The 15,956-nt window shown below is 59.6% G+C and carries 16 protein-coding genes; 10 read left to right on the top strand and 6 right to left on the bottom strand.

All coding sequences use genetic code 11. The features are described from left to right. From D8V06_RS17740 to D8V06_RS17730, 3 genes are all read left to right on the top strand, one after another. A partial coding sequence (locus D8V06_RS17740) for a phosphoribosylglycinamide synthetase C domain-containing protein (protein WP_277751307.1) occupies positions 1 to 438 on the top strand: 438 nt, incomplete at its 5' end. Positions 439 to 537: 99 nt separating this feature from the next. Continuing rightward, positions 538 to 3,315, top strand: coding sequence for a hybrid sensor histidine kinase/response regulator (locus D8V06_RS17735; RefSeq protein WP_056852457.1), 2,778 nt, complete (start codon positions 538 to 540; stop codon positions 3,313 to 3,315). Between the two features lie 64 nt (positions 3,316 to 3,379). Further along, positions 3,380 to 3,976 carry a MarC family protein gene (locus D8V06_RS17730; protein WP_130931434.1) on the top strand — a complete coding sequence of 199 codons (597 nt, stop codon included), beginning with the start codon at positions 3,380 to 3,382 and terminating at the stop codon, positions 3,974 to 3,976. Between the two features lie 19 nt (positions 3,977 to 3,995). On the opposite strand, the gene D8V06_RS17725 is transcribed toward D8V06_RS17730, so the two are convergent. The 6 genes from D8V06_RS17725 to cobG form a co-directional block, all read right to left on the bottom strand. After that, positions 3,996 to 4,745 carry a hypothetical protein gene (locus D8V06_RS17725; protein WP_130931433.1) on the bottom strand — a complete coding sequence of 250 codons (750 nt, stop codon included), beginning with the start codon at positions 4,743 to 4,745 and terminating at the stop codon, positions 3,996 to 3,998. Positions 4,746 to 4,799: 54 nt separating this feature from the next. Next, positions 4,800 to 5,615, bottom strand: coding sequence for a hypothetical protein (locus D8V06_RS17720; RefSeq protein ID WP_056852454.1), 816 nt, complete (start codon positions 5,613 to 5,615; stop codon positions 4,800 to 4,802). Between the two features lie 207 nt (positions 5,616 to 5,822). Further along, a complete protein-coding gene (cobJ, locus tag D8V06_RS17715) occupies positions 5,823 to 7,529 on the bottom strand; it encodes a precorrin-3B C(17)-methyltransferase (RefSeq protein WP_130931432.1) in 1,707 nt (568 codons plus the stop codon). Beyond that, entirely contained in the window at positions 7,529 to 8,260 is a 732-nt protein-coding gene (locus D8V06_RS17710) for a precorrin-2 C(20)-methyltransferase (RefSeq protein ID WP_056852452.1), read from the bottom strand. The genes cobJ and D8V06_RS17710 overlap by 1 nt, the downstream gene beginning before the upstream one ends. Further along, complete coding sequence (locus D8V06_RS17705) at positions 8,260 to 8,886, bottom strand: precorrin-8X methylmutase (protein ID WP_056852451.1); 627 nt, start codon at positions 8,884 to 8,886, stop codon at positions 8,260 to 8,262. Before D8V06_RS17705 ends, D8V06_RS17710 begins: the two co-directional genes overlap by 1 nt. Further along, the gene (gene cobG, locus D8V06_RS17700; protein ID WP_130931431.1) at positions 8,879 to 10,201 is read right to left on the bottom strand and encodes a precorrin-3B synthase; all 1,323 of its coding nucleotides are present in this window, start codon (positions 10,199 to 10,201) and stop codon (positions 8,879 to 8,881) included. Before cobG ends, D8V06_RS17705 begins: the two co-directional genes overlap by 8 nt. Positions 10,202 to 10,485: 284 nt before the next feature. On the opposite strand from cobG, the gene D8V06_RS17695 reads away from it, so the two are divergent. From D8V06_RS17695 to D8V06_RS17665, 7 genes are all read left to right on the top strand, one after another. After that, positions 10,486 to 11,130: a hypothetical protein gene (locus tag D8V06_RS17695; RefSeq protein WP_130904397.1), complete on the top strand. Its 645-nt coding sequence runs from the start codon at positions 10,486 to 10,488 to the stop codon at positions 11,128 to 11,130. Between the two features lie 163 nt (positions 11,131 to 11,293). Further along, positions 11,294 to 12,505: a precorrin-6y C5,15-methyltransferase (decarboxylating) subunit CbiE gene (cbiE, locus tag D8V06_RS17690; protein ID WP_130931430.1), complete on the top strand. Its 1,212-nt coding sequence runs from the start codon at positions 11,294 to 11,296 to the stop codon at positions 12,503 to 12,505. Then, complete coding sequence (locus tag D8V06_RS17685) at positions 12,498 to 13,595, top strand: cobalt-precorrin-5B (C(1))-methyltransferase (protein ID WP_056852447.1); 1,098 nt, start codon at positions 12,498 to 12,500, stop codon at positions 13,593 to 13,595. Before cbiE ends, D8V06_RS17685 begins: the two co-directional genes overlap by 8 nt. After that, on the top strand, positions 13,592 to 14,320 hold the full coding sequence (locus D8V06_RS17680; protein WP_130931429.1) for a cobalt-precorrin-6A reductase: 729 nt from the start codon (positions 13,592 to 13,594) through the stop codon (positions 14,318 to 14,320). Before D8V06_RS17685 ends, D8V06_RS17680 begins: the two co-directional genes overlap by 4 nt. 262 nt (positions 14,321 to 14,582) lie before the next feature. Continuing rightward, positions 14,583 to 14,981 (top strand): DUF2946 domain-containing protein, encoded by a 399-nt coding sequence (locus D8V06_RS17675; protein WP_130931428.1) that lies wholly within the window; start codon positions 14,583 to 14,585, stop codon positions 14,979 to 14,981. A gap of 48 nt (positions 14,982 to 15,029) precedes the next feature. Then, positions 15,030 to 15,509, top strand: a complete 480-nt coding sequence (locus tag D8V06_RS17670) for a copper chaperone PCu(A)C (protein ID WP_130931427.1) — start codon at positions 15,030 to 15,032, stop codon at positions 15,507 to 15,509. A 21-nt stretch (positions 15,510 to 15,530) separates the two neighbouring features. After that, a partial coding sequence (locus D8V06_RS17665; protein ID WP_130931426.1) for a DUF2946 domain-containing protein occupies positions 15,531 to 15,956 on the top strand: 426 nt, incomplete at its 3' end.

Genomic DNA, 15,956 nt, shown 5'->3' with positions numbered 1-15,956 from the left:
AACTGCCGTTTCGGCGACCCTGAGACCCAACCTGTCATGCTGCGCTTGCAGTCGAGCCTGGTGCTGCTGGTTGAAGCTGCTCTGGCGCAGGCGCTGGACAAGGTCGAGGCGCAATGGGATCCACGTCCAAGCGTGGGTATCGTGCTGGCGGCGGGCGGCTATCCTGGTGACTACGCCAAAGGCGTGGCCATCAATGGCCTGGATGCAGCCGCCGCGCTGGAAGGCAAAGTCTTCCACGCCGGCACTGCGCTCAAGGACAATCAAGTGGTAACGGCCGGCGGTCGCGTGCTTTGCGCTACGGCCATGGGTGCCAGTGTCGATGCGGCTCAGCAGCAGGCTTACAAGCTGGCGGCGAAAATTGATTGGGAAGGCTGTTTCTATCGCAAGGACATTGGCTACCGTGCCATTGCCCGCGAGCGTGGCGAAAATCAGGAATAAGCTATCCTTTGAGCCGGGCAGGGGCTTCAAGCCCTTGCCTGACTATTCCGGCGCCGCGCATAGTTATATTCTGGCATCAACCTACGAAGGGATTTCGCCGTGCGCTGGCTCAGGATTGCCATAGGTTTCACCGTCACTCTGCTGACTCTGCTCTGCATGCTCCCGGCCCAGGCCGCGCAAGGCAGTGGCTGGGCGGTATTGCTCGACGAACAGGGCGATCTGCAACTGAGCGACATCCGCTCCACCCGCTACAACAATCAATTCAGTCCCATCGAACTTGACCGCCTCACCGCAGCCGAGCCCGACGGCGCACTCTGGATCCGCTTCCGCCTCGCCCCCGGCAAGCATGAACAGCTACTGCGGGTGTTCGCGCCCGACTTGTCGCGTCTCAACCTGTATGTGCTCGATGGCGACAACCTGATCGACCAATCGAGTACCGGCAACAAACAACCCCAGACCGACCGGCCACTGCCCAGCAGCGACTTCATGCTGCCGTTGCCGCAGAGCGACAAACCCCTTGATGTGTACCTCAGACTGGTCTCCGATAACCAGCTGCGGCCCTACATCACCCTGCAATCGGCGGTCATGACCGCGGCCAATCAGAACCAGACGCTGGTCTACGGACTGCTGTTGGGCTGTGTCGGCATGCTGATCCTGCACAACCTCATCCGCTACGCCTACACCCGTTCGCGCAGCAGTCTCTGGCTGGCCGCCTGCGAGGGCTTGCTGATGCTCAGCCTGGTGCTCTTACTGAACCTCGCGGGGCCATGGTTACCGAGCTGGCAAGCCGTGCAAACACCGGGGGCATACCTCGCGTTGTTGCTGACAGCCCCCTGCGGCCTGATGCTCGCCTATCGCTTTTTTGCCCCCCTCGGCCCCCACCCGCTCAACCGGTTGCTGCTGGGCGAGATCCTGGTCATCACGACCTGCGGCCTGCTGCTGTTGTTCGTCAATACATTGCCGCTGAACATCATTACCTATGGCCTGGTCGCCCTGGCGGGTCTGACCATGCTGTTCGTCAGCGCCTTTCACTGGCAGAAAGGCTATCGCCCGGCGCGGCTGTTCGTTGCGGCCATGGTGGCTTTCAACCTCGGAACGCTGATTATCCTGCCGGCATTGCTGGGGCTGACACTGGTCGAGCCCCACGGCCTGATCACCATCCTGCTGGCTTTCATCTGCATCAGCGGCCTGCTGATGAGCATTGCCTTGAGCGAGCGCCAACGCAGCATCACCGAAGACCGCTTCAGCATCAGTCGCGACCTGGCCGCCAGCAATGCCGAAATCAATGCCAAGGCCGAGTTCCTGGCAAAGATCAGCCATGAAATCCGCACGCCGATGAACGGCGTGCTGGGCATGACCGAACTGCTGCTTGGCACGCCGCTGTCGGTCAAGCAGCGCGATTACGTGCAAACCATTCATAGCGCCGGCAACGAATTGCTGACGCTGATCAACGAAATTCTCGACATCTCCAAACTCGAGTCCGGGCAGATCGAACTCGATGATGTGCAGTTCGATCTCAACGCCTTGATCGAAGATTGCCTGAGCATCTTCCGCGCCAAGGCCGAACAGCAGAACGTCGAGCTGATCAGCTTCATCCAGCCACAAGTGCCGCGGGTCATCAGCGGCGATCCGACACGTCTGCGCCAGACCCTGTTGAGCCTGCTTGAAAATGCCCTGAAGAAAACCGACGAAGGCGAAATCCTGATTGTCGTTGCCCTCGATGAACGCAGCGCCAAACCGCGCCTGCGCATCGCCGTGCAGGACAGCGGCGAACCGATGGATGCCGAAGAACGCGATGCGCTGATGCACGCCGAGCTGCACAGCAAGCACTTCCTTTCGGCCAATCGCCTGGGCGGAAATCTGGGGCTGGTGATCGCCCGTCAGCTGATTCGCTTGATGCAAGGCGAGTTCGGCATCAAGAGTGGCAGCCAACAGGGCAGTACGCTGTGGCTGACATTGCCACTGGACCCGGACCGGCTCGAACACCCGACATCCGATCTGGACGGCCCGTTGCAAGGTGCGCGGGTGCTGGTGGTGGACGACAACGACACCTGCCGCAAAGTGCTGGTACAGCAATGCAGCGCATGGGGCCTCAACGTCAGCGCCGTACCATCCGGCAAGGAAGCGCTGGCGCTGTTGCGCACCAAGGCGCACTTGCGTGACTACTTCGACGTGGTCCTGCTGGACCAGAACATGCCTGGCATGACCGGCATGCAACTGGCCGCCAAGATCAAGGAAGACCCGAGTCTGAATCACGACATCCTGCTGATCATGCTCACCGGCATCAGCAATGCGCCCAGCAAGATCATTGCACGCAACTCCGGGGTCAAACGCATCCTCGCCAAGCCGGTGGCCGGCTACACCCTCAAGACCACTCTGGCCGACGAGCTGACCCAGCGCAACAAAGGGCTCGCCGTCATGCCGCATGCGCCCTCCAGCCCTACCCTGCCGATCAAGGTGCCCAGCGATTTCCGCATTCTCGTTGCCGAGGACAACAGCATTTCAACCAAGGTCATCCGCGGCATGCTGGGCAAGCTCAATCTGCAACCGGATACCGCCAGCAATGGCGAAGAAGCGCTACAGGCGATGAAGGCCCAGCGCTATGACCTGGTACTGATGGACTGTGAAATGCCGATCCTCGATGGTTTCTCGGCCACCCAGCAACTGCGTGCCTGGGAAGTCGGCAACCAGCGGATTCGCACGCCGGTGGTGGCATTGACGGCGCATATCCTCGCCGAACACAAGGAGCGCGCGCGCCAGGCCGGCATGGACGGCCACATGGCCAAACCGGTGGAGCTTTCGCAGTTGCGCGAACTGATCGAACACTGGGTTGCCCAGCGTGACCTGCAAAACCGCAGCGTAACCCCAACGCCCTGAGCCGACAGTTATTGCAACGCCTGATAGACTCCCCCTCGACTTCTCTCGCCAGTGAGCCCGCACCATGCTTCACGTGTTGTTCAGTGTTTACCTGAAGATGCTGGTGCTCTACAGCCCGTTTTTCGTGCTGTCCTGCTTCATCAGCCTGACCCGCGGCTACTCACGCAAGGAGCAGCGTCGACTGGCCTGGAAAGTGGCAGTCGCAACGCTGATTTCCAGCGTGTTGCTGTACTTGTTTGGCCGGGTGATTTTCAGTGTCTTCGGCATTACGGTGGATGCGTTTCGCATCGGCGCCGGCAGTGTGCTGTTCATTTCCGCGCTGGGCATGGCCCAAGGCAAGTCGGCGGTCCAGACCGACAATGTGCAGCAGGACGTAACCATCGTCCCGCTGACCATTCCTCTGACGGTCGGCCCCGGCACCATCGGTGCATTGCTGGTAATGGGCGTGAGCCAGCCGCATTGGGACGACAAGCTCATGGCCATCGTCAGTATCGCGCTGGCCAGTTTTACCGTCGGTGTGGTGTTGTATCTGTCCAATCACATCGAACGCATTCTCGGTGACCAGGGTTTGCAGATTGTCAGCCGATTGATGGGTTTGTTTGTGTGCGCGCTGGCGGCGCAGATTATTTTCACCGGGGTGAAGGGTTACCTGGTTCCTTGACCCGCCATGTCTATCAATGTCATCCGTTGGCCGGTGGTGCAAATCCGACACCAGCCAACGGCACGTCATGCTCGCCGACATTGATGCACAGTGCCAATCGTTGCGGCCCTAACCACTGCACGGTGTCGTCCCTGAACGCTTTGTACTCGTCCACTGAAAACCGGGCGTGAAAAAACGCGGTCTTCACCCCTCCCATCAAGGTACTCAATGCAAAATCCTGCCGGATAAACTGGCTTTCGATCGGCTGATCCGTTTCAAAGAACACAGTGGCCAACGTCAGGAAGCCATCAGACTCGGCAATGCCGACCAGTACTCTCAAACGATGCATGCCGTTGAAGCTTGCGTCCATGCCGCCTGACTGACTGCCACACCCCATTATCGAGCGTTCACGAAAGACACGGGCCCCCGGCGACTGTTCAGGCAACTGCGCGACCCTGCGCAAAGCGGTTGCCGGCAGAGTGACCTGTTGAGCCGACAGACCTGATTGGAACGCTGCGTGAACAGCTTCAGATAAAGTGAAACTTCGAACACCGGAAGAAGGGAACATCCCCGAGGTTGCGCCCTGATCATGGAACTTCCATCCACAAGCGGCCAGAGTATCCATGAACACGCCGGACCATTGAGCGTTGTCCCTGGCGTCCGGAAAGTCCTCCTCAGCTGCAAGTTGAGCGAACAACACAGTGTCGAGCGTGTCCTGCCTGACTTCAGGCGGCAACAGCGTCGACAACAACAAAAGGCTGCAAGAATTTATGACTACGGAATACGCCATACGCTTTCCTTATTCGAGGGTGGCCAGAGACCAAAAGCCTCTGGCCTTGTCCCTTTACTTGCGTCGGCTGAAACGCTTGGCCAAAATTTCCTTGCGGTGAATACCGAGGTATTCTTCGATATCCGACTTGATGTACGCATAACGGGCAGGATTGAACGTTATGAATGACTTGCCATGGAAAATATTCAGAGAAGAAGTCTTCCAGTCCACGAACAGGAGACCGCCATCATTACCGCCTCCCTGGTGATCGACTGCCCCCACTGCGATCAGGATAATTCCGTTAGCCATTTGTTCACAGGGAATAGTGGACAAACGTACGCCTTCAGTATTCTTCGCTTGTGTATTAAACAGATTGATTGCTTCCGGCTCTTTCTTCAATGCAGCCAACGTAGAGTTGGTCAATGCACTGAGCGCCGTAGCGCCAGGAATGGCAGTCTTTGCGGCATCGACAGCGGCCTGGATAATATCGACCATGACATTATCCATCGTGATATTTAACGATGTGGCACTGTACTTTGAGTAGCCTTTATCCGGAACGAAACAGCCCAGGTCTTCCATGCAGGACGTAAACGCATGGTACCAAGCCTTGGGGTCTTTATTTCCCGGCACCTCGATATTCGCTTCCATTTTCGACATGGTAATCAGGTTTTCAATGATCGCCATGTTTTCGATTGAGATTTGGTCACCATAACCGATCAGGCTGTTGCCCAGCACCAGTGCGTCCAACTCTTTGGTAGGGCTCGAAACGACCGAAGAGCTCAACGACATCGTGCGCGGTTGAACGGTCAATACACTTTTGCGCTTATTAATGCACGCCCTTACAAAATCAGCACTGTCAGAAACACTTACAGAACTTTCAAAATCGTCCATGAATACACTCCTTTATTTATCAATAATCGCTTCATCTGGAAGCGCACTGAAAACTAACGCAATTCATTCATAACTACCAACCACAACCAAATACAACATGTGTATATAACCTCAACACCCCGAAACCGGGAACAGACAGGCACCACCGCCCAGGTCGTTACTGTTAAATAACGACCTGGACTTATGGAGTAGCAACAATAGTAATTATCAAATAGGGGTAAGCTTGTCGCCATAACTGCGTGGCGTGTACACCCATGTATTACCATCCAGGCGAGGGAACACACGCGTTGTCGAAGAGCCGATGAGTACCATCGTCCGCATGTCCACCTGGTCTACTTCCAATTGACCCAGCGTGATCACCCGCAATGTCTGACCCGGACGGCCAATATCCCGCCCCAGTACGACGGGAGTTCCAGGCTCACGGTGCTGGCGGATAATCTCCAGCGCCCGGCCAAGTTGCCAAGGACGTGAACGAGAAATCGGGTTATAGAAAGCCAGCGCAAGATCGGCTTGCGCAGCCAGGTCCAGACGTTTTTCGATGATCGACCAAGGCTTGAGGTTGTCCGACAGCGACAACACACAAAAGTCATGCCCCAGAGGCGCGCCGGCCTGGGCCGCGGTCGCCAGCGAAGCGGATACCCCCGGCAAGATTTCGAGCTCGACATTGTGCCAATGAGTATCCGTGGACTCGTGGAGCGCTTCGAGCACGGCGGCGGCCATGGCGAAAACGCCCGGATCGCCGGACGACACCACCACCACCGAGCGCCCCTGGGCCGCCAGTTCGAAAGCGTGGCGGGCACGCTGCATCTCTTCGCGGTTATCCGTGCAGTGCAGCACTTGATCCGCACGGAAGGGTCCGGCCATGCGCACATAGGTTTCGTAGCCCAGCACATCATTGGCGCGGGTCAGTTCAGCCTTCACCGCAGGCACCATCAGTTCGGCGGCGCCCGGCCCCAGACCAACCACCGCCAGACGCCCGCGCGCGCGGCCGATCTGCATCGGGTCCAATGGCTGCTCGGCCAGCGCAACGGCAACGGCATCATCACCCGTAATGGACACGACCGGCCCGATAGCCTGACGCGCCAGTTCGCAGGCACCGCCCTCAGCACGGGCAAAACGTAACGGCACCCCCAGTTCGAGTGCGGCCTCACGCAACGCAGGGCTGGCCATTGCGCTGTCGGGCGCCAGGAGACACGCCAGCGATTGCACAGCAATGCCGGCTCGCTGCAGCGCCTGACGCACCACGTTCGGCACATCGGTAACGTCGGCGCTGACCGCTACCAATACGCTATGCGGATAGATCAATAATTCGTTGGCCGCCGGCAAGCGCTCGGCGTGACTGACATGCACCGCCAGCCGCGCCTGTGCATCCTCAGGCAGTTGCGCTTGCGCCAGCCACGGTGCCGAACCTTCGATGCGCACTGTCTCGCCGGCGAGCAGATCGGAAACGAAACGCTTGCCCAGTTCCAGATCGCCCAGGGTGTAGCCGCTGGGCGGGTTGAGCAAGCAAGTACCGAAGCGCAACTCTCCACTGGTGGTGATCGCCGGAGCAACGTCGAGATGGCTCGCAATCTCTCGCGCCATCACGTTTACGCCGCCCAGGCCACCGAGCAACGGCACCACCGCGCTACCGTCTTCGGCCACTGCCAGCACCGGAGGCTCGGCGCCTTTTTCAAGCAGCAACGGCGCCAGCGTGCGGATGACGATGCCGGTCGCGCACAAGGCGATGATCGGCGTGTCCTGTTGATACAGTTCTCGCAGGGTCGCACCGAACTCGTGATAGACACGGTCCGCGCCATCGACACGTTCGGCCAGCCCATGGATCAGGGCGCCGGGGTAAACCTGCTGTAGCCTGCGCGCGGTGGAGAGGCTGCCATTGCCGAGAATGACAATCGCCGGAACGGATCGGGTCATCAGCCTTGCCACCTTTCGCCGGGAACGATGATCAGCGAGAAATAAGGCGAAGACATGGGCTCCACCTGATCCAGCGGCACGATTTTCTGATTGGCCATGGTCGCGCGCTCGACGTACAACGCACGTTCGGCCAGACCCAGTTCTTCCAGCACCTGGCGCACCTTGGGAAAGTTGCGCCCCAGTTTCATGATCACCGCTGCGTCGGCGTCGGCCAGGCGACGCTTGAGTTCGTCATGGGGCAGCACGCCGGACAATACCGACAGGCTCTGATTGCGATACACCAGCGGCGCGCCGAGTACCGAGGCACCGCCGAGCATCGAACACACACCCGGCACGACTTCGGCCTGATAACGCTCGGCGAGCCGGTCGTGCAGGTACATGTAGGAACCGTAGAAGAACGGGTCGCCTTCGCAAATGACTGCCACGTCGCGACCGGCATCGAGATGCGTCGCCACTTCGGCGGCGGCGGCGTCGTAAAAGTCGCTGATCACTTGCTCATAGGACAGCGGCGCCGGCAACGCCTCGGTGGTTACCGGGTAAACCAGTGGCAACAGATTTTGTGCCTCTTGCAGATGCGCCTCGATGATGCCGAACGCATTACCCTTTTTACCCTTGGCGACGAAGTACGCCACCACCGGCGATTCGCGCAGCAGGCGCAGCGCCTTGACGGTAATCAGTTCCGGATCGCCGGGACCCACGCCAAGGCCGATCAAACGTCCTGGTTTGTGCATCATTCGATCTCCGTGGCGAGGGCATTGACGGCGGCGGCGGCCATGGCGCTACCGCCCAGGCGACCCTGCATGATGACGAAAGGCACGCCACGGCTGTCCGCCGCCAACGCCGCCTTGGATTCGGCGGCGCCGACGAAGCCTACCGGGAAGCCGAGGATCAATGCCGGTTTCGGTGCACCGGCGTCGAGCATTTCCAGCAGGTAAAACAGCGCGGTAGGCGCGTTGCCGATGACCACGACACTGCCCTCCAGATGCGGCCGCCACAGTTCCAGCGCAGCGGCGGAACGGGTGTTGCCCAGCTCTCGCGCCAGGTCCGGAACGCTTTCATCGCGCAAGGTGCAGATCACCTGGTTGTTCGCCGGCAATCGTGCACGGGTCACACCCTCGGAGACCATCCGCGCATCACACAGGATCGGTGCGCCAGCCGCCAGCGCATCGCGCCCGGCCTGGCCCGCGCCTGCGGAAAACTGCAAACCGTCGATGGCCTCGACCATGCCACAGGCGTGTATCACCCGAACCGCGAGTTTTTCCAGATCGGCCGGGATTCGCGCCAGGTTGGCTTCGGCGCGGATGATCGCGAAGGAGTTGCGATAGATCTCCTGACCGTCGCGGATGTAATCAAGCATCAAGGGGGCTCCGTGCGCGGGCGTCGAGCAACGTCGCGACCGCTTCAATAGTAAGGTTGCGTGCGTGCAGCGCGCCGAAACCGGGCTGCGCGGCATCGCGAAAATAGAGATCGTAAAGGCCGATTGAAACGGCCAGCAGCGTGACCGGTGCGATATGCGCGGCGGCACAGGAGCGCGGGCAACCGCTCAGATGCACGTGCAGTACGTGCCCGTATCGCTGCAGCAGCCCGGCCAGTTGCAAGGCATCGCCCTTGGTGTCTGCCAGGCCTTTGCCGCATCCCACCGATCCGGTGCAGGCGATCAATCGTGATAACGCCAGATCGGGGCTACACAGCAGGCCCAGTTGCTCCAGGCGTAGAACGACGTCTGCGGCATGTTCATCGCGAACATTGGGCAACAGCAGGCTCTGCCAAGGGGTGAAACGCAGACTCGCGTCGCCAAACTCTTGCGCCAGTTCGGCGGTACCACGGAGCATCGCGGGGTCAAGCCGTCCAAGAGGAGGCTGGGCGCCAATGTAGACCCGACCGGATTCAGCCTGCGGGCAAATGCCAATGTGCAGAGCGCCTGGGCGCGTGGTGCGGAGTCCATCGCAAATGGCTTGAAAACGTACCCGCTCGGCCAGTCGGGACAGAAAATCATCAGCCGAGTGCTCGGCCAACAAATGACGCATTCGCGATTGCTCGGGGCGTGCCAGTTCTAGGAACAAATCCAGCACCGCGACGACCAGGTCGTGACCATCGTTGAGCGTGACAGAGCCTGCGGGTGTGTCCGTTGGGCACCCCGCCAAGCCGAATGCCAGCCGACACTCACCGTCTCGCTCGAAGGCCGACAGCCACACATCATGGGGATGCTCAAGCATCGCCAAGGCCTCACCACCATCGAGTTGCACGGCGAACTTGGCGCTGAGGTCATGAAAACGTTCGTTCTGCTGCACCGTGGTCAGAATCCGATCGGCCAGCGGGCGAGTATCGAACAGCATTTGCCGATCGATGCCGGCTGTGGGACTCAGCATCAGATTGCGAACATCGTCGGCCGCCGCGCTGCCGGGTCCCAACCCGGCAGCCAGCAGGCGGTCGATCAAGGCTGTTTGTTGGCCGTCGATTCCGCGAATCTGCAAGTTGGCGCGGTTAGTTGCCTCGATTATGCCTCCGGCATAGAGCTCGGCTGCATCAGCGACAGCAACAGCCTGCTCTGAGCGGATGGCGCCACCACTGAGTTTGATTCGACATATACCGCCGTCCAACGCCTGGACGATACGCAACAACCCGGGACAGGCCGTAGGGCGTAAAGGGATGGGTGTCTGACGAGAATTCACAGGCTGACCGGTACAGGATAAAGGGCAGCATTATGCCTGCTTTGTCTGGCGGGATGAAAAGTCCGCAACGACAGACGACGAAACGCGCTCGATGCCGGCATCGGATTGTCTCGATTGACGTCAAGTCTTACTTGGGCAGCTCAGACATGAGTTTGGCGAAAACACTAACAGCCAGTATCAATTCCTTTTCTTTCTTTTATTTCATCGTGCTCGCGCAATCTGTACTTTCGTTTAAATGCGAAGACAACTAATCACACCTAAGACTTATGACTCAGGAGAAGCACATGAATGAAAACAAAATAATCGGAATGTTGACTGGCCACAGTCTTGCTTCCTGCATGGAGACTCTCTCACTTCAAGATTACACCGACTTGACCGATTGCACGCAAATAGCCACAAAGTCCGCCGACATGCTCTGCAGCCGCTTCGTCGATTCGTCGACGTGGCTGCATGAGTATGTAAAAACATTGGAGTTCCTCGGATGGTCTGTCTTTGAAGACGCCATTTTCACCCGCACCAGCCGTGTCATTTCGCATAGCGTTGCGGATTTTCTGGTCCAGAGCGCTCAGGGCATGCAGGACCCCCGACAAGGGAACGCCATGATTGACACCCTCGACGCGCTGAAACCCGACAAACCGGCGCTGGTTTCACTGGATGAAGAAAGCCTCATGGGGGAACGCTTTCAAGTTATTCCTGCGCGGTACGATTCGAAAGGCTTTCTGGAAATAGCAGTATTTAATCTTGAGCTGGTAGTCCGCACCAAGAGAAGCAGTTTCTTATTCTGGAACTGGGAAAATCAAGACGCAAAAATCATACAGCGCCGGGCCAGCCTTAAACTTGACAGGTACCGACTCGAACATAAAAGGCCGTTAATCGACAAGAAAATACACGAGATCGCAATGAAGAGATTCAACCTGCAAAAACGATAATTGAATCACTTCTTCTGCCACTTGGAAGGCTGTCAACGCCAATCACGATTTCACCCGACAACCACAGGCGAATGACTTCCATACCGCGTTATCATGTGCGACCGCCAGCCGGACACGGACCGGCACCCTGATGTTTGGCGTCGATTGATAGGTGAGGAACAACATGACCCCGTGGCTGACAGTGGTAGGCATCGCAGAGGATGGCTTCAAGGGGCTTGGCAAAAATGCCCGACACGCCCTGCTGAACGCTGCGCGGATCATCGGTGGGCAACGGCAACTGGATTTGCTGCCAGCCTGCGTCCGTGGGCAACGGCAACTGTGGCCAAGTCCATTCACACTTGAACCGGTATTGACCCGGCGTGGCGAGCCGGTATGCGTCCTGGCCAGTGGCGATCCGATGTTCTTCGGCGTGGGCGCCAGTCTTGCACGACACGTGCCCTGCGAGGAAATGCTGACGCTACCGGCGCCCTCTTCCTGTTCGCTGGCCGCCGCCAGGATGGGCTGGCCGTTGCAGGAAGTGGTCACGCTGTCAGTGGTTGCCCGCCCGATCGCCGCACTCGGCGCACAGCTGTTCAGCGGCGTGCGCTTGCTGGTGCTGAGCAACGATGGGCGCACCCCCGCCGCAGTCGCCGCGCTGCTGCGTGAACGAGGCTTCGGCCCGAGCCGTCTGACCGTGCTGGAACATTTGGGTGGCGAAGCCGAACGACGTATCGACGGCATCGCCAGCGACTGGGCCGACCCGGTCATCGCCGACTTGAACCTGATGGCCATCGACTGCCTTGCCGCCCCCTCCACACCCCGTCTGTCACGGCTGGCCGGCCTGCCAGACTCGGCCTTCAAGCACGACGGCCAGATCACCAAGCGCGATGTCCGGGCGATCACCCTCGCACGCCTGGCCCCGACGCCCGGCGAACTGCTATGGGATGTCGGCGCTGGCAGCGGCTCGATCGGCATCGAATGGATGCGTGCCCACCCGAGTTGTCGGGCACTGGCCATCGAGGCCGATGCAGGGCGGCAGCAATTGATCGAACATAACCGCGATGCCCTCGGTGTGCCTGGCCTGCAGCTGATTCGCGGCCATGCACCGCAAGCACTTCAAGACCTGGAACGTCCGGACGCGATTTTCATCGGTGGCGGCGTCACCCGCGAAGGCGTGCTGGACGCCTGTTGGGCCGCCCTCAAACCCGGTGGCCGGCTGATTGCCAATGCGGTCACATTGCAAAGTGAAATGACCCTGATGGCATGGCGTGAACGGCACGGCGGGGAACTGACGCGCACCCACATCGCGCAGGCGCAACCGCTGGGTGACTTCGATACCTGGCGTCAGGCCTTGCCGATTACTCTTCTGGACACGACGAAACCTCTCGATGCGTGATGAAACCGCCGAACAACCTGCCCCCCTGCGCAGTGGCCTGACCACTGGCAGTTGCGCCACAGCGACCAGTCTCGCGGCGGCTCGCCTGTTGCTCACCGGCGCGGCGGCGGACGCGGTACACATCATCTTGCCCAAGGGCAAACAAGTGCAGATGCGCCTGGAGTTCTGTCGGCTGACGAACGATAGCGCCGAAGCCGGCACGATCAAGGATGCCGGTGATGATCCCGACGTCACCCACGGTGCCTTGCTCTATTCCCAAGTGCGACTGCGCGCTGAGCCAGGTATTTGCTTCCTTGCCGGACACGGTGTCGGCACCGTCACCCGGCCCGGGCTGGTACTGGGCGTCGGTGAACCGGCGATCAATCCGGTGCCGCGCAAAATGATCAGCGATCACCTGACCCAACTCGCCGCAGAACACGGTTACAGCGGCGGCTTCGAGGTCACGGTGAATGTCGAAAACGGTGAAGCACTGGCATTGAAAACCATGAACCCGCGCCTGGGCATTCTCGGTGGCCTGTCGATTCTCGGCACCAGCGGCATTGTCCGGCCGTTTTCCTGCGCGGCTTACATCGCCTCGATTCACCAAGGCATCGATGTCGCCAAAACCAACGGTTACCTGCACATCGCCGCCTGCACCGGCAACGCCAGCGAAGACACCATGCGCCGGGTCTATGGCCTGCCGGAAATCGCCCTGATCGAAATGGGCGATTTCGTCGGCGCGGTGCTCAAGCATTTGCGCAAAGTGCCTGTGGATAAACTCAGCCTTTGTGGCGGCTTCGGCAAGATCAGCAAACTGGCCGCAGGGCACATGGACTTGCACAGTCGTCATTCGAGCATCGACTTGCCGCAGCTGGCCGAATGGGCCGCTGCAGTGGGTGCCGATGCAGCGTTGCAGCAAGGCATCCGTGATGCCAACACCAGTCAGCAGGCCTTGGCCATGGCCAGCGCTGCCGGTATCGCCCTCGGTGATGCGGTATGCCGTCACGCCCTGGCGTTTGCCCGTAGCGTGGTCCCTGCGCAGGTTCAGGTCGAAGTGTTCGCCATCGACCGCCAGGGCGGGATCGTCGGGCATGCGGGGGCTTTTCAATGAAACGAATGCTGTTGCTCGGTGGCGTGACCGAGGCCCTGGCCATTGCCCGAACCCTGGGGCCGCAGCACATCTATAGTCTGGCCGGCATCGGCCGCGTGCCGACGGATCTGAAATGTCAGGTTCGGGTCGGCGGTTACGGCGGTGCCGAAGGGTTGGCGCAATTCATTCGCGATGAAGGCATCGATCTGTTGCTGGACGCCACTCACCCCTACGCCGCACAAATCAGTCGGAACGCGGCAACTGCTGCACGTTCAAGCGGTATTCCCTGCTGGGCACTGCGGCGTCCGGCGTGGCAAGCACAGGCCGGTGATGACTGGCGGGAAGTCAGCGATTGGGCCGACTTGATCGAAGCCCTGAAACCGTTTCGCCGCCCGCTGTTCACCCTCGGCCGCGAACCGTTGCAGCACCTGGACGAAATTCCCCCGGAGCAATTCTGGACCCTGCGCGCCCTCGACGTTTATCCCGGCAACGAGCGCTGCGAGGTAATCGGCGCGCGCGGCCCGTTCCTGATCGACGATGAGCGCGAGTTGTTCGAGCGCCGGCAGATCGACGTGCTGATCAGCAAGAACAGCGGCAGCACGGCGACCGAGCCGAAGCTGGACGTGGCGCGGGAGCGTGGGGTGCCGGTGCTGGTGTTGAAACGGCCGGTGTTGCCGGGGGTTGAGCGGGAGTTTGGTTCGGTGACGGAAGTGTTACAAGTATTGAGAATGCAGCAATTTACATAGGGACTCTGATTACCATAGGTCATCGTCGCGAGCAGGTACGCTCCCACAGGATTGCGTTGTCTGGTTTTTGAGTGGGTGTCCACTGAGGTCTAGAAAATCTGAACAAAGCTTAAGTGGCACTGGCATTTTGAATTCACGACTATCATGAACACTAAGAACGGTCGAAGCTGCGACACCACACCGCACGCCGCTTTTTTACTTATCGGCCCTGATCAGGCTAAATAGCCCGCGCCTGATCGCTCACCCACCGGATTTTTTTCCCATGTCCCGACAACGGCTCGCAATTGCCTGGATAGCCTGCTTCGCAGTGCTGTTCAACATGCTCGCCATGCCGATGTCCGGAGCGATGGCGCAGTCGGCGAAGTCACCCGCCGAACAATTGTTGTGGGGCAGCTTTTGCACATCGAGCGGCACCAAAATGGTGGCGATCTCCCTGGGCAAAATCGAACAAAAAGCCCCGCAAAACGACGATCATTCCAACATGCAGCACTGCTGGTGCTGCTCGGGCTATGCGCCCTTGGTGGCGTTGCCCGGCCATGAACCGCGACTGTATTTCGCGCAGTTCGAGTCCAATCGAAGCCTGCCAGCGTCGTCGCTCAACACGCCGACACCGCGCCAGCAATGGCCAAGCCTCAATCCCCGTGCCTCCCCTCTGGTGTGATTTCTTCTCGCAATTGACCTGCGTTTCGAATCGTTCTGGAGAACTGCCATGTTGAACAAATTCATCGTTCTGGCCGCGTTGCTGCTGCCTGCCTGTTTTGCCAATGCCCACGAATATAAAGTTGGCGCCCTGGAAATCGCTCATCCCTGGTCGCAGGAACTGCCGCCCAATGCGCCGACAGTTGCCGCGTATTTCGTCATTCACAACGCGGGCAATACCGCCGACCGCTTGCTCAGCGTCGACTCGCCACTTTCTGGCGAAGCGCAACTGCATGAACATGTGATGCAAAACGACCTGATGAAAATGCAACAGGTACACAACGTGGATATCCCTGCTGGCGCCAACGTCACGTTTGCACCGATGGCCTACCACGTGATGCTGGTGAACTTGAAAGACCGTGGCCTGCTCGTCGATGGCAAGCGTTTCCCGTTGACCCTGCATTTCGAGAAGGCCGGTGACGTGACGGTTGAAGTGGCGGTGCAGAAGCAGCCACCCGAGGTCACGCACCAGCACGCGCACGCTCAGTAACCCGCTGAGCCGAATCCGTCCATGCGCACGTCAAGCGCCAGGTCATCCGCCCACCGCCATCAGCCTTCACGCCTGAGGAGCGGCAGCTGGATCAGCCTGTTCGCCATGCTGATGATCTTTATCGGTCCACTGATTTCTCAGTCGATGCCGATGGATCAGCGCGCCCCGATGTCGATGAACATGTCGATGGACATGAGCATGGACATGTCGGCGATGGAGCACGCCGACCACGGCACGCAACCACCGGCTGAACACTGCCCGCCAGCATCGGGGCACCATGCGATCTGGGAAAAATGCGGCTATTGCAGCCTGCTGTTCAATTGCCCGGCATTGACCGGCGGCGGATCCTTCGTCGCATTCAACATCCCGCCCGTCAACACGTTCACCATCCCCTCCCCACGCCTGGGCCATGCCCGGCCAACCTTTTTCCCCGGTGCCCGCACCCGC

Origin of the sequence: Pseudomonas sp. Sample_24 (assembly GCF_004307605.1) — a bacterium.
GTDB lineage: Bacteria > Pseudomonadota > Gammaproteobacteria > Pseudomonadales > Pseudomonadaceae > Aquipseudomonas.
This window is presented reverse-complemented; position numbering and strand designations above follow the sequence as displayed.

What these genes read in the sequence shown, in the direction of transcription:
- D8V06_RS17730 (WP_130931434.1), top strand. Translation starts at nt 3,380, where the DNA reads ATGCTTCACGTGTTGTTCAGTGTTTACCTGAAGATGCTGGTGCTCTAC.
- D8V06_RS17725 (WP_130931433.1), bottom strand. Translation starts at nt 4,745, where the DNA reads ATGGCGTATTCCGTAGTCATAAATTCTTGCAGCCTTTTGTTGTTGTCG.
- D8V06_RS17720 (WP_056852454.1), bottom strand. Translation starts at nt 5,615, where the DNA reads ATGGACGATTTTGAAAGTTCTGTAAGTGTTTCTGACAGTGCTGATTTT.
- cobJ (WP_130931432.1), bottom strand. Translation starts at nt 7,529, where the DNA reads ATGACCCGATCCGTTCCGGCGATTGTCATTCTCGGCAATGGCAGCCTC.
- D8V06_RS17710 (WP_056852452.1), bottom strand. Translation starts at nt 8,260, where the DNA reads ATGCACAAACCAGGACGTTTGATCGGCCTTGGCGTGGGTCCCGGCGAT.
- D8V06_RS17705 (WP_056852451.1), bottom strand. Translation starts at nt 8,886, where the DNA reads ATGCTTGATTACATCCGCGACGGTCAGGAGATCTATCGCAACTCCTTC.
- D8V06_RS17695 (WP_130904397.1), top strand. Translation starts at nt 10,486, where the DNA reads ATGAATGAAAACAAAATAATCGGAATGTTGACTGGCCACAGTCTTGCT.
- cbiE (WP_130931430.1), top strand. Translation starts at nt 11,294, where the DNA reads ATGACCCCGTGGCTGACAGTGGTAGGCATCGCAGAGGATGGCTTCAAG.
- D8V06_RS17685 (WP_056852447.1), top strand. Translation starts at nt 12,498, where the DNA reads ATGCGTGATGAAACCGCCGAACAACCTGCCCCCCTGCGCAGTGGCCTG.
- D8V06_RS17680 (WP_130931429.1), top strand. Translation starts at nt 13,592, where the DNA reads ATGAAACGAATGCTGTTGCTCGGTGGCGTGACCGAGGCCCTGGCCATT.
- D8V06_RS17675 (WP_130931428.1), top strand. Translation starts at nt 14,583, where the DNA reads ATGTCCCGACAACGGCTCGCAATTGCCTGGATAGCCTGCTTCGCAGTG.
- D8V06_RS17670 (WP_130931427.1), top strand. Translation starts at nt 15,030, where the DNA reads ATGTTGAACAAATTCATCGTTCTGGCCGCGTTGCTGCTGCCTGCCTGT.